This is a genomic window from Sneathiella aquimaris, assembly GCF_026409565.1.
Taxonomy (GTDB): Bacteria; Pseudomonadota; Alphaproteobacteria; order Sneathiellales; family Sneathiellaceae; genus Sneathiella; species Sneathiella aquimaris.
This window is the reverse complement of record NZ_CP112881.1, coordinates 2,767,757-2,785,589: the sequence shown is the minus strand read 5'-3', so window position 1 is coordinate 2,785,589 and position 17,833 is coordinate 2,767,757. Positions and strand designations below refer to the sequence as shown.

Annotated in this window: 22 protein-coding genes and 1 tRNA gene; 15 read left to right on the top strand and 8 right to left on the bottom strand. The window is 47.3% G+C overall.

Annotation, left to right across the window (positions count from 1 at the left end; all coding sequences use genetic code 11):
- The first annotated feature begins 11 nt into the window (after positions 1–11).
- On the top strand, positions 12–290 hold the full coding sequence (locus tag OIR97_RS13050) for an acylphosphatase (RefSeq protein ID WP_169546144.1): 279 nt from the start codon (positions 12–14) through the stop codon (positions 288–290).
- Here the strand turns inward: OIR97_RS13050 and lipB are convergent.
- Positions 268–924, bottom strand: a complete 657-nt coding sequence (gene lipB, locus OIR97_RS13045; protein WP_169546143.1) for a lipoyl(octanoyl) transferase LipB — start codon at positions 922–924, stop codon at positions 268–270. The two genes, OIR97_RS13050 and lipB, sit on opposite strands and share 23 nt — an antisense overlap.
- A 116-nt stretch (positions 925–1,040) precedes the next feature.
- Between lipB and OIR97_RS13040 the strand changes: the two genes are divergently transcribed.
- The 3 genes from OIR97_RS13040 (at position 1,041) to OIR97_RS13030 (ending at position 2,483) form a co-directional block, all read left to right on the top strand.
- Entirely contained in the window at positions 1,041–1,289 is a 249-nt protein-coding gene (locus tag OIR97_RS13040; protein ID WP_169546142.1) for a FliM/FliN family flagellar motor switch protein, read from the top strand.
- A 111-nt stretch (positions 1,290–1,400) separates the two neighbouring features.
- Positions 1,401–1,487 (top strand) — tRNA-Leu (locus OIR97_RS13035).
- A gap of 609 nt (positions 1,488–2,096) precedes the next feature.
- Positions 2,097–2,483: a DUF962 domain-containing protein gene (locus tag OIR97_RS13030; protein WP_169546141.1), complete on the top strand. Its 387-nt coding sequence runs from the start codon at positions 2,097–2,099 to the stop codon at positions 2,481–2,483.
- 96 nt (positions 2,484–2,579) lie between these two features.
- Here the strand turns inward: OIR97_RS13030 and rpsU are convergent, their stop codons facing one another.
- A complete protein-coding gene (gene rpsU, locus OIR97_RS13025) occupies positions 2,580–2,780 on the bottom strand; it encodes a 30S ribosomal protein S21 (protein ID WP_037493599.1) in 201 nt (66 codons plus the stop codon).
- 162 nt (positions 2,781–2,942) lie between these two features.
- On the opposite strand from rpsU, the gene def reads away from it, so the two are divergent.
- From def to OIR97_RS13010, 3 genes are read left to right on the top strand one after another with little or no spacing between them, the layout of a single operon-like run.
- Positions 2,943–3,554: a peptide deformylase gene (gene def / locus OIR97_RS13020; RefSeq protein ID WP_169546140.1), complete on the top strand. Its 612-nt coding sequence runs from the start codon at positions 2,943–2,945 to the stop codon at positions 3,552–3,554.
- Complete coding sequence (locus OIR97_RS13015) at positions 3,526–4,182, top strand: COQ9 family protein (protein ID WP_169546139.1); 657 nt, start codon at positions 3,526–3,528, stop codon at positions 4,180–4,182. The genes def and OIR97_RS13015 overlap by 29 nt, the downstream gene beginning before the upstream one ends.
- A 30-nt stretch (positions 4,183–4,212) precedes the next feature.
- Positions 4,213–4,944 carry an SDR family oxidoreductase gene (locus OIR97_RS13010; protein ID WP_169546138.1) on the top strand — a complete coding sequence of 244 codons (732 nt, stop codon included), beginning with the start codon at positions 4,213–4,215 and terminating at the stop codon, positions 4,942–4,944.
- A gap of 10 nt (positions 4,945–4,954) precedes the next feature.
- Here OIR97_RS13010 and OIR97_RS13005 read toward each other — a convergent pair whose 3' ends face one another.
- Positions 4,955–6,043 (bottom strand): 5-(carboxyamino)imidazole ribonucleotide synthase, encoded by a 1,089-nt coding sequence (locus OIR97_RS13005; RefSeq protein WP_169546137.1) that lies wholly within the window; start codon positions 6,041–6,043, stop codon positions 4,955–4,957.
- A gap of 9 nt (positions 6,044–6,052) precedes the next feature.
- Complete coding sequence (gene purE, locus OIR97_RS13000) at positions 6,053–6,556, bottom strand: 5-(carboxyamino)imidazole ribonucleotide mutase (RefSeq protein WP_169546136.1); 504 nt, start codon at positions 6,554–6,556, stop codon at positions 6,053–6,055.
- A gap of 165 nt (positions 6,557–6,721) precedes the next feature.
- On the opposite strand from purE, the gene OIR97_RS12995 reads away from it, so the two are divergent.
- Positions 6,722–7,453 (top strand): GGDEF domain-containing protein, encoded by a 732-nt coding sequence (locus OIR97_RS12995; protein WP_219821765.1) that lies wholly within the window; start codon positions 6,722–6,724, stop codon positions 7,451–7,453.
- A gap of 18 nt (positions 7,454–7,471) precedes the next feature.
- Here the strand turns inward: OIR97_RS12995 and OIR97_RS12990 are convergent, their stop codons facing one another.
- On the bottom strand, positions 7,472–7,681 hold the full coding sequence (locus OIR97_RS12990; RefSeq protein ID WP_169546135.1) for a YdcH family protein: 210 nt from the start codon (positions 7,679–7,681) through the stop codon (positions 7,472–7,474).
- A gap of 251 nt (positions 7,682–7,932) precedes the next feature.
- Here OIR97_RS12990 and OIR97_RS12985 point away from each other — a divergent pair, with 251 nt between their 5' ends.
- Entirely contained in the window at positions 7,933–8,496 is a 564-nt protein-coding gene (locus tag OIR97_RS12985) for a TIGR02444 family protein (RefSeq protein WP_169546134.1), read from the top strand.
- Here the strand turns inward: OIR97_RS12985 and OIR97_RS12980 are convergent.
- Complete coding sequence (locus tag OIR97_RS12980; RefSeq protein WP_169546133.1) at positions 8,493–9,071, bottom strand: UbiX family flavin prenyltransferase; 579 nt, start codon at positions 9,069–9,071, stop codon at positions 8,493–8,495. The genes OIR97_RS12985 and OIR97_RS12980 overlap by 4 nt on opposite strands.
- Positions 9,072–9,200: 129 nt before the next feature.
- On the opposite strand from OIR97_RS12980, the gene OIR97_RS12975 reads away from it, so the two are divergent.
- From OIR97_RS12975 to OIR97_RS12960, 4 genes are all read left to right on the top strand, one after another.
- A complete protein-coding gene (locus OIR97_RS12975) occupies positions 9,201–9,380 on the top strand; it encodes a YdcH family protein (protein ID WP_169546132.1) in 180 nt (59 codons plus the stop codon).
- 175 nt (positions 9,381–9,555) lie between these two features.
- Entirely contained in the window at positions 9,556–11,493 is a 1,938-nt protein-coding gene (locus OIR97_RS12970) for a bifunctional metallophosphatase/5'-nucleotidase (protein WP_169546131.1), read from the top strand.
- A gap of 659 nt (positions 11,494–12,152) precedes the next feature.
- A complete protein-coding gene (locus OIR97_RS12965; RefSeq protein WP_169546130.1) occupies positions 12,153–14,033 on the top strand; it encodes a ribonucleoside-diphosphate reductase subunit alpha in 1,881 nt (626 codons plus the stop codon).
- 56 nt (positions 14,034–14,089) lie between these two features.
- The gene (locus OIR97_RS12960) at positions 14,090–15,049 is read left to right on the top strand and encodes a ribonucleotide-diphosphate reductase subunit beta (protein ID WP_169546129.1); all 960 of its coding nucleotides are present in this window, start codon (positions 14,090–14,092) and stop codon (positions 15,047–15,049) included.
- On the opposite strand, the gene OIR97_RS12955 is transcribed toward OIR97_RS12960, so the two are convergent.
- Entirely contained in the window at positions 15,046–15,603 is a 558-nt protein-coding gene (locus OIR97_RS12955; protein ID WP_169546128.1) for a TetR/AcrR family transcriptional regulator, read from the bottom strand. The two genes, OIR97_RS12960 and OIR97_RS12955, sit on opposite strands and share 4 nt — an antisense overlap.
- Before the next feature lie 133 nt (positions 15,604–15,736).
- On the opposite strand from OIR97_RS12955, the gene OIR97_RS12950 reads away from it, so the two are divergent.
- Complete coding sequence (locus tag OIR97_RS12950) at positions 15,737–16,363, top strand: glutathione S-transferase family protein (RefSeq protein ID WP_169546127.1); 627 nt, start codon at positions 15,737–15,739, stop codon at positions 16,361–16,363.
- A gap of 13 nt (positions 16,364–16,376) precedes the next feature.
- A complete protein-coding gene (locus OIR97_RS12945) occupies positions 16,377–17,051 on the top strand; it encodes a cupin domain-containing protein (RefSeq protein ID WP_169546126.1) in 675 nt (224 codons plus the stop codon).
- A gap of 93 nt (positions 17,052–17,144) precedes the next feature.
- Here the strand turns inward: OIR97_RS12945 and OIR97_RS12940 are convergent, their stop codons facing one another.
- Complete coding sequence (locus OIR97_RS12940) at positions 17,145–17,798, bottom strand: VPLPA-CTERM sorting domain-containing protein (RefSeq protein ID WP_169546125.1); 654 nt, start codon at positions 17,796–17,798, stop codon at positions 17,145–17,147.
- Positions 17,799–17,833 lie beyond the last annotated feature (35 nt).

The following is a 17,833-nucleotide window of genomic DNA, read 5'->3' as shown; positions in this document are numbered from 1 at the left end:
GACCCTAAATTATGAAAAGCCTCCATGCCCGAATTAAAGGCCGCGTTCAAGGTGTTGGCTATCGGGCATGGACAATTGAAACCGCAACGTGCCTCGGCTTGAAAGGCTGGGTGCGTAATAGAAAGGACGGCTCGGTAGAAGCCGTTTTTCAGGGTGAAGAGAGGCGGATTCAAAAAATGATCGAAAAGTGTTTTGACGGCCCTTTTCTTGCGCGGGTGGTCGATGTTCATACCCGTGAAACTGAAGAAGAGCCGGCCTGTGCGCGGTTCAGCTCAAAATCGACCCTTTAGCGCCGTCTTTTAGAAATATTTTTTCAAAACTTGCGCGTAATTCCTGATCAAATTCGTCCATTGTGACGGGGATTCCCTGATCGACAAGGGACGTGACGCCGTGTTCCGAGATTCCGCAGGGGACAATTCCGTCATAATGAGTGAGGTCGGGCTCTACATTGATGGAAATGCCGTGAAAGCTGACCCATTTGCGCACGCGCACGCCGATTGCGGCGATTTTATCTTCTTTCGTCCCGCGGGCAACCCAAACGCCGACCCGGCCATTCCGCTTTTCGCCCTTTATCTGATACTGGGCAAGAACATCAATTACCCAATTTTCCATGTCTTCGACAAATTTGCGAATGTCCGATTCTCGCTTCTTCAGATCGAGCATAACATAGGCAACCCGCTGTCCCGGACCATGATAGGTGTATTGTCCGCCACGGCCTGCATCATATACAGGGAATTTATCGGGGGCGACCAAATCCTCTTCATCCGCGCTGGTGCCCGCTGTATAAAGCGGAGGATGCTCCAGTAGCCAAATCAGCTCGGGGGCTGTTCCTGCGCGAATGGCGGCCACTCTGGTTTCCATTTCCTGTAAGGCTGTTTCATAGGAAACAAGGCCGTCTGAAATTTTCCATTCGATTTCATGCATGGGTCGTTATACCATTAATCCCAAGTGGTTCAAGTTGCCTCAATTACAGAATGTTAATCTCTTGGTAACCCTAATCACGGATACTGATCTCGGTGAGTTATTGAATAGGGAATGCAATGCGCGATAAAGCGATTAAAGGGGTCGATGTTGAAATCTCAGTTGTTCTGGGAAAATCCATCATGCCCATCCATCAGCTTCTCAAAATGGGTCGCGGTGCCGTTATTGAGCTGGATACGAGCGTAGATGACGATGCTATTGTGCTCGCGAATAATCAACCGATTGCCTATGGTGAAATTATTGTTGTGGATGACAATATCGGGATCTCGATCACAGATAAAATTAGTCCCAATCAGCAAGATGTGTGAAGATTTGCGCTTGTAACTGGTAAAAATTCAATAAAGTTCACAAATCATAAAAAATATTGAAATCTGTCCTTGCCAGCGACGCTGGTATTTGATATTTCCCCTCTACCTCAAGCGGCCGTGGCGGAATTGGTAGACGCGCAGCGTTGAGGTCGCTGTCCGGTAACACGGGTGGAAGTTCGAGTCTTCTCGGCCGCACCAACTCTCTGGAAAACCCAGAGAGCCCAAATTTCCTAGCTTGTTGCATAAGTTTAATGTAACAGGCTCAGGAAGCAGGGAATACTCCTCCCGCACTTCCAAAAATCACAAAAATATATCCATCCTGTGAGTCTTTTTCAGTAATTTGCGATTTCAGTGTCTTGACGTTGTCTGAGAATCTCTAACTTGCTGACTGTAGCTCCGCTTTCCCTGTTGCTCATTCAATGAACTGTAAAGCGCACTCGCGGCTTCTATTGCAATCGCAAAATGCACCAAGAGTATCTGTAAAAAAGAGCGCGCAGCAATGTGTGATGGTGGAACAGGTTTTTTCTGGAAAAAGAACAGGCTTGGTTAGAGCCCATGTAGATGTTCTTTGAGTATCAGGTGAACTAAGTGGTCGGGCAATGTAATTCTGATTACCCTAACGTTTATATGCCCGCGCCAATACCTCACGAGCCGTAATCACTTTGAAGTCCCCGCAATGCCATGAACGGCGTTTGATGTCCACCGGTTCCTTGGACGGTCTTGGCTTGGTACGTGATGATCGATGAAATCAATCTTGACGGACTATGTTGACCGGCGCAATCTGGTTAGTAGGCGCGTGGTGATGTGATGGACCGTCAGGCGGCCGGGCTGCTGGATGACGCGCCTGCGTTAGAGAAGGGAGGTGTGCAATTGACCCAACAATCAACGGACGAAAGATTTTCGTCGTTCAAAGAGTTTTACCCGTTTTACCTGAGTGAACATTCGAATGTGACATGCAGACGCTTGCATTTTGTGGGCAGTTTTCTGGTGCTTGTCACTCTTGTGGCTGCGTTTTGGTCCGGGATGTGGTTTCTTTTATGGTGGCTGCCCGTTATTGGATATGGATTTGCCTGGGTCGGGCATTTCTTCTTTGAGAAGAATAGACCGGCCACCTTCAAGTATCCCTTTTATAGTCTTTTCGGGGACTGGGTTATGTTCAAGGATATTCTGATCGGCCGTGTCCGGCTTTTCTGAATTCCCCACAAACACCAAAAGCCGCTAACCGGTGAAACCGGTGCGGCTTTGACTGTCGCATGATCAGGAAACCGAAGCTTCCTGTTTGCGGAAAACTTAACCTTCGCGGAGAGCGCGTTTGCGAGCCAGCTTGCGAGCGCGGCGAATAGCCTCTGCTTTCTGGCGAGCGCGTTTTTCAGACGGCTTTTCGTAAGCACCCCGGAGTTTCAACTCGCGGAAGATACCTTCTCGTTGCATTTTCTTTTTTAAAGCGCGTAGCGCTTGATCGACATTGTTGTCGCGAACATGTACCTGCACAGCCTTTAGTGCTCCTATGCTATAATGTGGTTAAGTCAGTTCACAAAGTGGCGTGTCTAGTAACATGCCGCCTAACCGATGTGAAGCGTTAAACACCCGAAATAGGGAATATTTATAAAGAAAAGTCTTTTAACACAGTTTTAAGCGAGTAAACAACTGAAAATGCCAGCAAAACCAATCGTGAAAATGGGAAATCCAGTTTTATTACAGCGCGCAGAGGAGATCGATGATCCAACAGCGCCAGAGATTCGTAAACTCGTTAAACAGATGCAGGAAAGTCTGAAAGAAGCCGGCGGTATAGGTTTGGCGGCCCCGCAGATCGGTGTTCCATTGCGCCTTGTTATTTTTGGGATATCCGCGGCGCGTCTTCAAAATGAGGATGGTAGTCCGGACAGTGACGGGTTTGCGCAAAGAGTGTTGATTAATCCAGAGTTGGAGCCTTTGGGAGTGGATACATCCTTGGGCTGGGAAGGATGCCTTTCCGTGCCGGGTTTACGGGGTCTTGTGCCCCGGTATACAAGATTGAGATATCGGGCATTTGACCTTCAAGGGCAGAGGCAGGACATCCTTGCTGAAGGGTTTCATGCGCGTGTTGTCCAACATGAATGCGATCATCTGGATGGTATTTTATATGTTCAACGCATGACAGATCTCCGCAATCTGGTGTATGAAGATGAGATGGGTGAATTTATCAAGCACTTTTCCTTAACCGAAGGAAAAGATCAATCATTCCAAGGAGTAGGTGATGACAGATCAAAAGATCACAAAAGATAAATGTCTGAATGCGGTTTTAGATCATGTGATGTTTGACGGTTGGTCAGAAAAGGCGGTTCGGCGCGGCGCTGCTGATCTGGGGATGGATGATCTGGATTTTAATCTTCTTTTTCCGGGCGGCCTGAAAGACCTTGTCACCTTTTATGTGACCCGTGCCGATGATCGGATGGAGGCGGTGCTTCAGGCAAAGGATGTTCTTTCAATGAAGATCCGCGACAGGATTACGCTGGCGGTCAGAACCCGATTGGAATTGGTGGAGCAGGAAAAAGACTGCGTTCGTAAAACATTGACGTGGCTTGCCATGCCGCGAAATGCTGCTTTGGCGTTGACGCTGACCAACGAAACCGTCAGCCGGATGTGGTACGCGACGGGGGATCGATCAACGGATTTCAGTTATTACACAAAGCGACTGACCCTCTCTGCTGTTTATAGTGCTACGTTGCTTTACTGGTTGGATGATGTGTCTGAAGGGCATGACAAGACGTGGGAATTTTTGGATCGCCGTATCGAAAATGTCATGCAGTTTGAGACTTTTAAATTCAAAACCAAACAAAAACTCGCCAACAAACCTGATTTTTCTTTTATACCAAGGCCGGGGCGTTTCTTTCGAAATTTAACAGCCAAATAAAAAGGCCGACTTAAACTCGGGACCAAAAAAATGCTAAGCAATAAAATTATCCTGATTACAGACGCGACTCATTTTGTAGGAACTCCGGGGAGCCGGGTTTTGATGCGTGAGCATGCGATACTTTACGCACAGGACGCTTCTTTTGTGGATGCGACCGCCCGCAAGGCGTTCGAGGCCTTAATCCCGGGTGTGAAGGCGCTGGCCGAACAGGAGCCCGAGGACGTTGTCGCGGCTGTTATTCAAGCCGAGGGACGCTTGGATGCTTTGATCAACAATGATGCCTATCCGGCGATCAAGGCAACCATTGATGACGCAGATATTGACGATTTTCGAAGAACACTGGATGCCTTGCTGGTGCGCGGCTTTGCCTATGCCAAATACGCGTCAAAAGTTATGAAGGCCGCAGGAAAAGGTAAAATTGTTTTTGTTTCATCGGCAGTGCCAAAACATGGCTTGCCAAATTATTCAATGTATACCGCGGCGCGCGGCGGAGCCAATAGTCTGGCGGTGTCATTGGCCAAGGAGTTGGGAAAATTTGGTATTCAGGTGAACGCGCTGGCCCCGAATTTCGTAGAAAGCCCGACCTACTTCCCTGAGGAACTGCTGAGTAATCCTGAAACATTAATGAAAATAACTAAACCCATCCCTATTGGCCGATTGGGTAAGCCCGAAGAAGCGGGTGAATATCTCGCTTTTCTTGTCTCCGACAAATCAGATTTTATTACCGGTCAGATTCTGTATTTCGCCGGCGGCTGGGCATAGCCGCCAGGATTTAAACCTTTGGCGGTACATTTAAGGGGAACAGCCGGGTAACATGGCCCATTTTTCGGCCGGGGCGGCTTTCCGTTTTTCCATAAAGATGGAGGCTCATCTCGGGATGCTGTAAAATGTCGTTCCAATGATCGGCATCGTCGCCGATCAGGTTACGCATCAAGGCATTGGAGTGGGCCGTGGGATCGCCCAGAGACAGACCCGCGGCTGCACGAATACTTTGGCGGAACTGGGATGTGGTGCAGGCTTCTATCGTCCAGTGGCCCGAATTGTGGGGGCGCGGAGCAAGTTCGTTTACGAGAACATCTCCATCTCTGGCGACAAACATTTCCACGGCAACCAAACCGACAAGATCCAGATTTTGCACAATTTTGGTGGCAAGCTCTGTCGCGTGTTCTGAAACAGTGGATAAAATGTTAGCAGGTGCAATTGTAACATCGAGAATGTGGTTTTTGTGCCGGTTTTCAACGGGGCAGTAGGTTGCCACATTTCCATGAATATCACGTGCAGCGACAATTGAGATTTCAAGCTCGAACGGAACAAATCCTTCCAAAATGGATGCTTTTCCCCCCAGAGTTTCCCAAGCTTTGTCGATTTCGGTTGCCGAATTTATTTTGACCTGACCTTTACCGTCATAGCCATCCCGCCGCGTTTTTAAAATTGCGGGCGTTCCAATCCGCTCGACTGCCTGACGCAATTCTTCCAGGCTTTCAACATTGGCGAAAGGGGCTGTCGGTACCCCCAGACTATTAACGAAACTTTTTTCCAGATGACGGTCCTGTGTGATTTCAAGAACCTTTCTGCCGGGCCGCACTGGGATAAGAGGAGATAGAAAGTTCAGAGTGTCTGTTGGAATATTTTCAAACTCCAACGTTACAACATCGACTGAGGAGGCAAATTTCCGTAAAGCCACTTTGTCTGTATAGTCTGCAATTGTGTTCGCATTGGCAACCTGAGCCGCGGGACTATTTTTTTCCTGCCCAAAAATGTGGGTTTTAAACCCCAATTCGGCCGCAGCAATTGCCATCATCCGACCTAATTGTCCATCACCGAGGATGCCGATCGTTTGTCCAGGAGCAAGAGTGGTCATGAATATATCCTATTTAGGGATGTCAGTTGGTTCTAACGCGACGGCATCTGTTTGTTTGGACCGCCAGATATCGATTGAGCGTGCAATATCCTCATTGCCGAGCGCGAGAATTTGCCCGGCAAGCAGGGCGGCATTGATCGCACCAGCTTTTCCAATCGCAAGGGTTCCAACAGGAACGCCGCCTGGCATTTGAACGATAGAGAGCAGGCTATCCATACCTTTCAAGGCTTTGCTTTCAACTGGAACCCCGAGTACTGGCAAGGGGGTCATTGACGCAGCCATTCCGGGAAGGTGCGCCGCGCCGCCTGCGCCCGCGATCAGAACTTTAAGTCCTTTGGATTTGGCTGACTGTGCATAATCCACCAGCCGGTCCGGTGTGCGATGCGCTGAGACAATCTTGGCTTCATAGGGAATGCCAAGGGTGGATAATGTATCTGCGGCATGTTTCATAATTGGCCAGTCTGACTGGCTGCCCATGATGATACCGACGAGTGGTGCGCCGTCTTGACCCATGTTTTGGTGTCCTGTTATCGGAGTTTCCTAATGGATGAGTGAATTTTCCGGATTATAGGCCCGGTTTTTTCAGAAGCAAGTATCGCTTGAAGCTTTGAAATTTAAAGTCAAATAGAGTATGTAGTTATCAGTGTGTAGAATTATTGTGACCAGTCAGGTTTATAAATGAAAATAGGATCCACGGGCCGTGCCAGCACAACCGGAGCAGTTGGAAAGACAAGGTCTAAAGCTGCGACAGATGCCTATTCCAGTGTTTCGAGTCCGCGTACAATCACAGATACAACCTCTGTCATGGGGATTCCCGAAGCGGAACTGACACCTAAGGTGCGGGACGCCATTATGACGCTTATGGGTGAAGTGGATCGGCTTCGAAAATCTGTTGAAGGGATCAATCAACGATTGGAAGAAGCCGAAAAACTGGCGGATCAGGATCCCTTGCTTCCAATTTATAATCGTCGGGCCTTCGTTCGGGAATTGACCCGTGTGCAAGCTTCGGTCGAGCGTTACGACAGTGCAGCCAGCTTGATTTATATCGACCTGAACGGTTTCAAGGGCATAAATGACGAATACGGCCATCAGGCTGGAGACTATGTACTGTCTGAGTTCTCAAAGAGGTTATTGGTAACCGTTCGTGAAACGGATATCGTTGGTCGCCTGGGCGGGGATGAATTTGGTTTGATCCTGTCCAGAACCAATCAAGAAGCAGCAACGGCGCTTACATTGCGTCTGACCAGTGAGCTGTCCGGAAATCCGATATCCTGGGAAGGCCATCGATTGGATGTTGGGATGTCTTATGGGATTGTTCCTGTTGAAAGCGGTGTTAATGCTGAACAGGCGCTTGATAAAGCCGACAGCAAAATGTACGAGCATAAACAGGAATTCAAGAAGGACAGCTGATCCGTCCTGCGGCTGGAGTTACGCAATAATATCCGGCAGTAACGCACTTTCAGTCCGGAATATCTGATCTTTCAAAATAAGCTTTCGCTTTTTCAGGCGTTGAAGTTGAAGGCTATTATAATTTCCAGAATTTATCAGAGCATCAATGGCCAAATCCATATCCCTGTGTTCCGTCTTTAGTTCCGCCAAGCGTTGCTTAAGAATTTCCTGCTCATCAATTTCTGTCATGGCGACGTTTAAACCCCAACAATACCAAGCCTTCGCGTAAGCGATCATTTTGTGAAACCGTCATCACACAAATTTTGTAAAATCAGTGATATGCGGTAACCTCATCTTTGAATGTACCATTTTTTTGCAATTTAAACTAGGTCGGAATGGTCAAATTTGCCGGGCTTTAAAAACGGCAAGACCTTGTTTTGCCAGTCAGAAATGGTGGGTGTTTATGAATTGTAACAAGACCAGAGTCAAGGAGTGTTGAGTTGTCCGTTTTTCCAAATGCCGGTTTCCCGCCTTGTGCTCTATGGGATTTTGCCTTGAAGCTTTACAGCAACCCGACCGTTGAGCAGGCGTGCCTTTCACTACAAAACAGAAAAGGAGTTGATGTTAATTTGTTGCTGTTCTGCGTCTGGGTTGCGGCTAGTGGACGAGAGGAATTACGGGAAGTCGAGCTTGAGGAAGGCATGGCGATAAGTCATTATTGGCAAGAGGCAACTGTCCGGCCCATGCGGAATATCCGAAATTTTTTAAAGCCACCTTTAAAATATGTCGATAATCGACTGACCAACGAGTTGAAACGTGTGGTCAGCGAAAGTGAAATTTACGCTGAAAAACTTCAATTACTGGCGTTGGACCGGCTGATCGACAGGCCAGCAACGGCGTCCTTCAGTGGGTCGATTTGCGCCCGCGCCGCCGTTCAAAATTTATTTAAATATCTGGCAAAAGAACTGGACGCTGAGCCGGATGATCAGGATCGCGCAGATATAAAGGCCATATGGCTGGCGGTTTTTTCGGAAGAAGACGAGTTGTTTGATGAAATCGCCTAACCGTTTTTGAGACCGTTCCACCGGGTAGCAAGATCATTGTCAATATTCATCAGGTCAAGTGTTCTTCCAATTGTATGATTGACCAAATCATCCAGATTTTTCGGGTGTGTGTAAAAGGCCGGAACAGGCGGCGCAATAATTGCCCCCAGATCAGACAATTCAGCCAGATGACGCAGGTGACCTGAATGAAGGGGCGATTCTCGTATCATTAGAATAAGACGCCGGCGTTCTTTCAGAATTACATCAGCAGCTCTTGTCAGCAAGTTGCTGGTTGTTCCCGCGGCAATCTCTGACATGGACCGTACAGAACAGGGGGCTATAACCATACCCGCATTCCGAAAAGATCCTGACGCAATGGCGGCTCCGATATCTGCATATTTATAACTGACATCAGCCAAGGCCCGGACCTCTGAAACGGATCGTTTGGTTTCGTGAACGAGGGTAATTTCCGCTGCCTTGCTTATGACTAAATGGGTCTCAATATTTAGTAATTTACAGGCCTCTAACAGACGAATTCCATAAATCGCCCCCGATGCGCCAGTCATTCCGATTATAAGTTTCTGTTTTTCGGACATTAATTCGGTTCACTCATTATTTTGGGTTTCAGGGCAATGATTGATATCATTTTCTTTAACAATTTTGTAATATATTAATGTCCAAAGTTGGAATCCCAACTGCCTACCTTTTAGTAGAGGAGATAAAATATGAGCACAACAGAGTATGTTGCACAGCTGACAGAAAAACATCATCAGATTGAAGAAGAAATTCATTCAGAAATGTTACATCCGTCGGCCGACCATACCCATATTACCGAGCTCAAACGAGAAAAACTCCGATTAAAAGAACGAATAGCAGAAGTATCAGCGCAGCAGGTGAAAAACTAATCCCGCTGATTGCTTTATAACTTTTAATAATGCGCTGGATTTTTCTGGCGCATTTTTTATTGGCCCTATCACGAAACTGTCAATGTTTCGACACATCACTGCAACGCAACCCTAACAGTTTGTCGTCTGACAAAACGATTTTACTCAATCGACTTAAGTATACAGGGGTTGCCTTATGAAAAAGACACTAATTTCCGCGGCGCTGACCGTTGGTTTGCTGGCATCGACATCATCGATGTCTTTTGCTGAACAAACATTGTCGGCAAGGGCGATCACGCCCAACAGCGCGGGCGCTTTAAGCAAACTATATGTTCTGAACGGGAATAGTGTGGCTGAAGATGCGCTTGTCCTGGATTTCCATGCTGCAAAAAATGACTTTTCCCCAGGGCAAATAAAAACGCTTAGGGTTCTGCATATAAATGACCTGCATTCTCATCTGATTGATTTCCATCGCAAAGGCAATACGCATCGGTTTTCACAGATTTCAAAGATCGTAAAAGACGCGCGCCGGAAAGCGAGCACCAATAACGAAGCCGTCCTGTTTTTGAGTATGGGGGATGAGCATATTGGAACCGTTTGGGATGAATTGCTTGGCTCTTCCGCCGACGATTTTAAAATGAGTGCGTCCTATCGGGCTTTGTCTGCTGCGGGTCTGGATATGTCGGTAGTCGGAAATCATGAATTGGATAAAGGCTCCGAACTTTTGGCGCGCGCGATTGAGCAGGATGCGGATTTTCCTGTTTTGACAGCGAATTTGGCAGGCTCAAAATTCAAGATGCCGTGGGCGCCGGCAGCCATTGGTGAGGTAAATAATGTTCGAATCGGATTTATCGGATTAACATCCATAATTGACACCTATTTGCAGACAGAAGCCGACCCCGGGCTTAAGGGCTATGATCCAGTGAAGGTTGCAAAAAATATGGTCAGGGCTCTTGATCCGCATGTCGATGTGATCCTGCTGTTAAGCCATGTCGGTTATAATGGCGCATTGCCAAAAGGAATGGAGCTTAAATACGATCTGGCGATCGGTGATAAGCAGATTGCTGAGGCCGTATCGGAAGTCGCAACAAAACCTGTTGCCCTTCTGGGCGGGCATACCCATACAGTCCTTAACGAAAATGCGCTGGACAACCGTTCGGTTGTGGCTGGTGTTCCGATAGTTCAGGCGGGTGAATACGGGAAATTTGTTGGTGATTTGAAAATTACCCTTTCCAAATCCAAGTCCGGGGAGGTGAGCGCTGAGTTTTCTGAACGATTGATTGCAACGAAGGGCCGGGCCAACGAAACGGTGACCGACCTGGATTTAAAGATGAACAAAGACGTGTTGGATCCGATTAAAACGGAACTGGACAAGCGTTTGCAGGAATCCATTGGTGTTGTTTTATCTCAGAAGAGTATGCGGGATGATCAGGTTATTTTGGATCGTTATACCGGCGAAACGGCAATTGCCAATTTTATGAATGATGCGGTTGTTGCCAGAAGTAAATACTGGGCAACGGACCCTGTAGATTTTGCAGCCTTTAACGCAACAGGGATGCGCGGTGTGGACATGAACGGCGACCTGACCTATGACGAATGGTACAAGGTTATGCCCTATGCCGACGAGATTTATGTCTACTCGGTGACAGGCGCGGAACTGAAAGCCATCATTCAGGATAATGCGCGGCGCATCGTTCGTCCAGAAGAGCTGCAGCATAATGGCGGATCATTGGATCCTGAAAAATTCATTCCGCGGGGGTTCCAGCATTATTCATCAGGTATCCGATACGAAATTTTCCTTGGAAATAATGCCATGGAAACAGTCGCCAAGAATATTACCTTGAACGGCACACCAATTGACCAGCTTTTGGATCGGAACTTCCGGATCGCGTTTAACTCTTACGTTGCAAATGGTCGGGAAGGTTATTCAGGAGGCGCGATCAAGGGACTGCCCGCGCAGATCAAGGGGTATGATCTTAAAAAACTACGGCAGACGAAGGCGTTTAATACCTATCTTCTCTATCGCGGTCAGATCATGGATTATATCCGCAACGAGGCAGGGGGGATCGTGGGGCCCGAAACCGGCGCGGCCTATGACGGTCGCGTCACCGTTTCTTCCGCCCCCAGGAGCTAACAGGAACCATTTTTCCGATGCCATTGACGTCAGGCCCCTCTCAGACCGGAGAGGGGCTTTTATATTTTGTTGTAACTCAGACTTCTAACTCCTCTGATTTGTTGTGTTTTTTCAGTTAGGAGGAGCCCAAAACAGGATTGTTGGTTAAAATATAGGCATACTATATGTTGATTGGACGTTCTTTCAGATACGGTCAGGCGATAGGCTATTAAAAACTCGAAATAAACAACATGCATGACCTGAAACAGGTGAAAAGGGCAGCGAAGGTGAGAATTGTCACTTTTGTGCCACAGCCGGACTTTCCTTCAAAAATATGAGGATTTTCAGGGAAGTTTCTGTAAGAACGGCAGAAATAAAGCATCCCGGATTCGTCAAGTAAATTTTTTAAAAAAAATGCATTACAATTTGTTGACGGGGTGAGGGGTATTCTACAATATGTAGTGGTTCTCAAGAAGGGGCGGCGAGCTTAAAAAAGCTCGGTGATTCATAGGACTAAAGGCGGCGTTCGGTTTTTTGGATGTTATTCAAAATATTCGATTGTCGTTACATGTTTATGACAGGCGATTTTATGACAGGCATTGTCTGGTCTCTTGAGGAACAAAAAATTGTACAGGCCAATGTTGGCTTGCTGGAAAATTGGAAATATTGGGGATAAACGGATGCTGGATACAGTCGATATGTTGACGGATGTCGTACAGGTAAAAGATGGTGCGCGTGTACATATCGACCATAGTCGCGATGAGTATCTGACAGAATTTGGTAAGGCGGTTTTGGTCGATCGCTATCTTCTGCCAGGTGAAAGTTTTCAAGACCTGTTCGGTCGGGTTGCAAGCGCCTATGGTGACAATGATGATCATGCTCAGCGGATCTATAACTATATTTCCAAGCTTTGGTTCATGCCGTCCACGCCCGTTCTCAGTAATGGCGGTAGTAATCGGGGTCTGCCGATTTCCTGCTTTCTAAATGAGTCTGATGATAGCCTTAACGGTATTGTGGATCTTTGGACAGAAAATGTCTGGCTGGCGTCAAAAGGCGGCGGTATCGGTAGTTACTGGGGCAATCTGCGTTCTATTGGCGAGGGTGTTGGTGCTGTTGGTAAAACGTCTGGTGTTGTGCCCTTCATTCGTGTCATGGATAGCCTTACCCTGGCGATTAGCCAGGGTTCGTTGCGCCGTGGCTCTGCTGCTGTTTATTTGCCTGTTTCTCACCCTGAAATCGAAGAATTTGTTGAAATTCGCCGTCCGACAGGGGGCGATCCAAACCGCAAAACACCGAATTTGCACCATGGTATTTTGTTGTCTGACGATTTTATGAGGGCCGTGGAAAATGATACGGATTGGGGATTAACCAGTCCCAAAGATGGTTCCGTTGTCCGGAAAATCAGCGCACGCAGTCTGTGGATTAGAATTCTGACAGCGCGGGTCGAAACCGGTGAGCCTTATATTATTTTCAATGATCGGGTGAATAGCCTGGTGCCTGAGCATCATAAGCTTGCCGGACTTTCTGTAAAAACATCTAATCTTTGTGCCGAAATCACGTTGCCGACCGGCCGCGACCATTTGGGGAATGATCGAACAGCGGTTTGTTGTCTTTCTTCTTTAAATTTGGAAAAGTATGAAGAATGGAAGGATGATGAGGTCTTTATCGAAGATGTCATGTTGTTCCTGGACAACGTTTTGCAGGACTTTATTGATCGGGCCCCCGAAAAGATGGAGCGGGCCAAATATGCTGCGATGCGTGAAAGAAGCGTTGGCTTGGGTGTAATGGGTTTCCATTCATTGTTGCAGGCAAAACGGGTTCCAATGGAGTCTGTTATGGCCAAAGTCTGGAACAATCAGATCTTTAGCCATATACAAAAACATGTGGATGCGGCTTCCAAGTCATTGGCTAAGACACGGGGCGCCTGCCCGGATGCGGCTGATTACGGCTTTGAAGAGCGGTTTTCCAATAAAACAGCGATTGCACCGACAGCATCAATTTCAATTATTTGCGGCGGCGCAAGCCCGGGTATTGAACCGACTGCGGCCAATAGCTACACCCACAAAACGCTTTCAGGCTCCTACAATGTGCGTAATCCGCACTTGAAAGCATTGCTGGCAGAAAAAGGCCATGATAACGAGGAAACCTGGAGCTTCATTACGGTAAATGAGGGATCTGTCCAGAAATTGGATTTCCTGACTGATTTGGAAAAAGATGTCTTTAAAACGGCGTTTGAACTGGATCAACGATGGATTATCGAACTTGCGGCAGATCGCACACCAATGATTGACCAGTCTCAATCCGTAAATATTTTCCTTCCTGCTGATGTACACAAACGCGATTTGCACCAGATTCACTTCCAGGCTTGGAAGCAGGGAGTGAAAAGTTTGTATTACTGCCGGTCAAAATCGATCCAGCGTGCAGAAGTGATTGCCACAAAGGAAGACATGCCTGACAGCCTAAAAGAGCTTGTTGCTGGAGTGGCCAAGACGTCCCGTCCTAAATTGGAGGTTGTCGCGTCCGAAACAACTGACTATGAAGAATGCCTCGCTTGCCAGTAAGGTAAGCGAAAATCCCTTATTTTTAGAATTTCCGTTACGAGAGTTTAGAGAGTCAGATGTCCCTGCTTGATGCAAAACCGGTTTATAAACCTTTTTCCTATCCATGGTGTTATGACGCCTGGTTGATGCAGCAGCAAATTCACTGGTTGCCGGAAGAAGTTCCGCTCGCTGATGACGTGAAGGACTGGCATCAAAATTTGACGGAAGACGAACAGCATCTTTTGACGCAGATTTTTCGCTTCTTTACGCAATCTGATATTGAGGTGAATAACTGTTATATGCGCCATTATACGCGTGTTTTTCAGCCCACTGAAGTGCAGATGATGTTAGCGGCCTTCTCCAATATGGAAACAGTTCATATTGCGGCTTACTCGCACCTGCTGGATACCATTGGTATGCCTGAAACCGAGTATTCCGCCTTCCTCCGGTATAAGGAGATGAAGGATAAATATGACTACATGCAGCAGTTCAACGTGGAAAGTAAGTCGGAAATAGCCAAAACATTGGCAGTGTTTGGCGCGTTCACAGAAGGATTACAACTATTTGCAAGTTTCGCCATTCTGCTTAATTTTCCTCGCCATGGTAAAATGAAGGGAATGGGACAGATCGTTACCTGGTCTGTTCGGGATGAGACATTGCATTGCAATTCGATCATCAAGCTGTTCAAAACATTTATCAGTGAAAACCCTGAAATTTGGAACGATGCGTTCGTTGAAGAGCTTTATCAAACCTGTCAGGATATTGTTTCCCATGAGGACGCCTTTATTGATCTTGCATTTGGCGCTGGAAATATTGAAGGACTGACCGCCGAAGAAATCAAAGCCTATATTCGCTATATCGCAGACCGGCGTATGGGGCAGCTCGGGTTGGATCCCATCTATAATATTGATAAAAACCCGTTGCCTTGGCTCGATGCAATTCTGAACGCTGTTGAGCACACCAATTTCTTTGAAAATCGGGCAACTGAATATTCAAAAGCGGCCACTCAAGGATCGTGGGAAGACGCTTTTTCCTAAGCGTCATCAATCATCTGAACAAGAAGCCGGGCCGTTTTTTCGAGCGGATCCGGCTTTTTTAATGCAATTGACAATACCATCGCTCCTTGTAATGCGCTGATGATGTAGTCTGCATCAGCTGCGGTACTTTTTGCACCGGTAACGGCCGTTTCCGTCCAGTTCAGCATCTTCTGAAAGAAGATTTCAACAGCTTTTTGTACCTCGGTGGGCAGGCCAGCACTTTCCGCTCCGAGTACACATCCCAGACAGATTGTATTTTGCGATTGAAGCGCGTGAAGATACGCCTCCCCAAGGCGTTGTATACGGTGCGCGGGCTTTTCGTCAGGCCTGTCGGCAGGCCCCAAACTGTCAAGAAGGGCACGACCATACCGTTCAATGACAGCCCGCCCCAAATCCTCTTTCTTTGGGAAGTGATAATGGACACTGGAGCTTTTTATGCCCACTTCGGCGGCAATGTCCCGAAAGCTGATTTGATTAAAACCACCCTGGCGAATTCTTTTTTCCGCCGTTTCCAAAATGGTTTCTACACGATCTGAGGAATTTGTTTGAGTCATGTTCTTTTATCTATCAGGTGATAGGCCGTTGACAAGATGAAAATTTGCGTTATTTATCTACCTATCGATAGATAGATTATCATGTTCACGATTTTACGTCTATGGCCGATAAACTTGATAAAAGGAATGCGAGATGAAAGTATATGAATTCAAGGGGTTTCCAAATCCAGCCAGAATAAGAATTGCGTTAGCTGAAAAAGGTATGCTTGATCGGGTGGATTTTGTTCATGTGGATGTACCTTCCGCGGAACACAGAAAGGACGCTTTTTTAAAGAAAAACCCCTCTGGTGCTGTCCCTGTGTTGGAGCTGGATGACGGCGTTTTTATCTCCGAATGCACGGCAATCACTGAATATATTGATCAGGTTGACGAAAACTCGGTCCTAACAGGCACTGGGGCCGAAGAACGGGCCCGTATTGCGATGTACCAGCGTAAGGTCGAAGCTGGATTTCTGGACGCCGTCGCAGACTTCTTTCACCATGCCACAGAGGGGCTGGGCCCGGATGTGGAAGGGTATCAAAATACCGAATGGGGTGAGCACCGCAAGAATGTTGCCATCAAAACCTTGTATTGGATGGAAGAACAGCTTGTTGGTCAGGAATTCCTGGCTGGCGACAGGTTTACAGTGGCCGATATTACGGCACAAGCGGGTTTCATGTTTGCAGGATTTAGTAATATGGAAATACCGGAAGACTGCCCTGCGGTTAAGGCTTATGCTGAACGCCTTGCCAATCGGGAGAGTGTCAAACAAGCGGCATAGGAAAGTGAATGACATGCAGGTTAATGCTGATTTTAATACTGTTGCCATAGAACATGGAGGAGCCCTTGATTGGGTTCCTTCGCCGATAAAAGGCGTTCACAGGAGGATGCTTGACCGTGTGGGAGGGGAGGTCGCGCGGGCAACGACAATTGTCCACTTTGACGCCAATAGTCAGTTCGATGCCCATACTCATGGCGGAGGTGAGGAATTCCTTGTTCTGGAGGGCGTATTTCAGGACGAGCATGGAGATTATCCTGTCGGAACCTATATTCGAAACCCACCAACCTCTCGGCACACTCCTCGTTCTGATGAGGGCTGCGTGATTTTGGTCAAGTTATGGCAGTTTCAGGCAGATGACAGAGCGTTTACGGTTGTGGATACCGAAAAAATGGAACTTTTTGGGGACCCCTTGAGGGAAAATGTTCGCATAAAACCGTTGTTTCAAGACGCGTTTGAGACGGTGAGGCTTGAATATTGGACAGAGGCATCGTCGATCCGTGTTGGCGATGATGGGGGGGCAGAAGTTTTTGTTTTAAACAATCAGTTTGACTATGAGGGACAGACATTTTCCCCGTATTCCTGGCTTCGCCTGCCACCGGGTAAAAAAGTTGATATTCAAACCGGCGAGAAACCCGTCAGAGTCTGGACGAAAACTGGGCACTTGACCAAAATAACTGTCCCTGAATAGATATTCCATAACCAAAAAAAACTGCCTGAAAAGGCAGTTTTTAAAGGGTAGAGAAATGTGTCAATGTTGGAATATTCTCACCATTTTGGGTGTTTAGCGGGCGAAGCGTTTTTTGCGGCGCCAACCAAAGAAGCCCAGGATCGCCATTCCAGCGCCATAGAGCGGCAGCGCGGCGGGGAGGGGAACCGTCGAAATTACTTTGTCGACAACCATGCCGGAGATTTTGAAGTCATCCATATTGCTGCTTTGCCACCAACGGCTTGTATCGTCATCAAATGCGCCAATACCAAAAAGGCTTCCTGTCCAAATCCCCTGAAATATGTAGGTGCCAGAGGATGGGATATCGACATTGTAATTAATGGCATCCAAAATACCGTTTGCACCCAAATCAAAGAGAAACGTAAATTCGTCGTCGCGGTCTACATAGCTGAAGGAAACACTTTTGATTGTCACGTTCTGGTCAAACGAAAAATTGACGAAATCGTTTCTATAATTCCCGTCAACCTGATGGCTATCTCCGCGGTAACTGCTAATGCCAAGCCCCGTTGAATATTGACCGATGCGGCCCTGAGAATAAACCGTGCCGGCGTCAGAAAAAACGCCGGGCGTTGTTGTAACGGTCACACCATCATTTGTGAAAGAGTAAGAAGAAGCCAGACCACCATTTCCAGAGAAATCAAATGTCGCCGCCTGTGCTGCCACGGAGGTACATAATAAAAACGCGCTCGCTACCAGTATTTTCTTCATTTTGCCCCTCGCAAATCAAGAATCTTTCGTCAAAG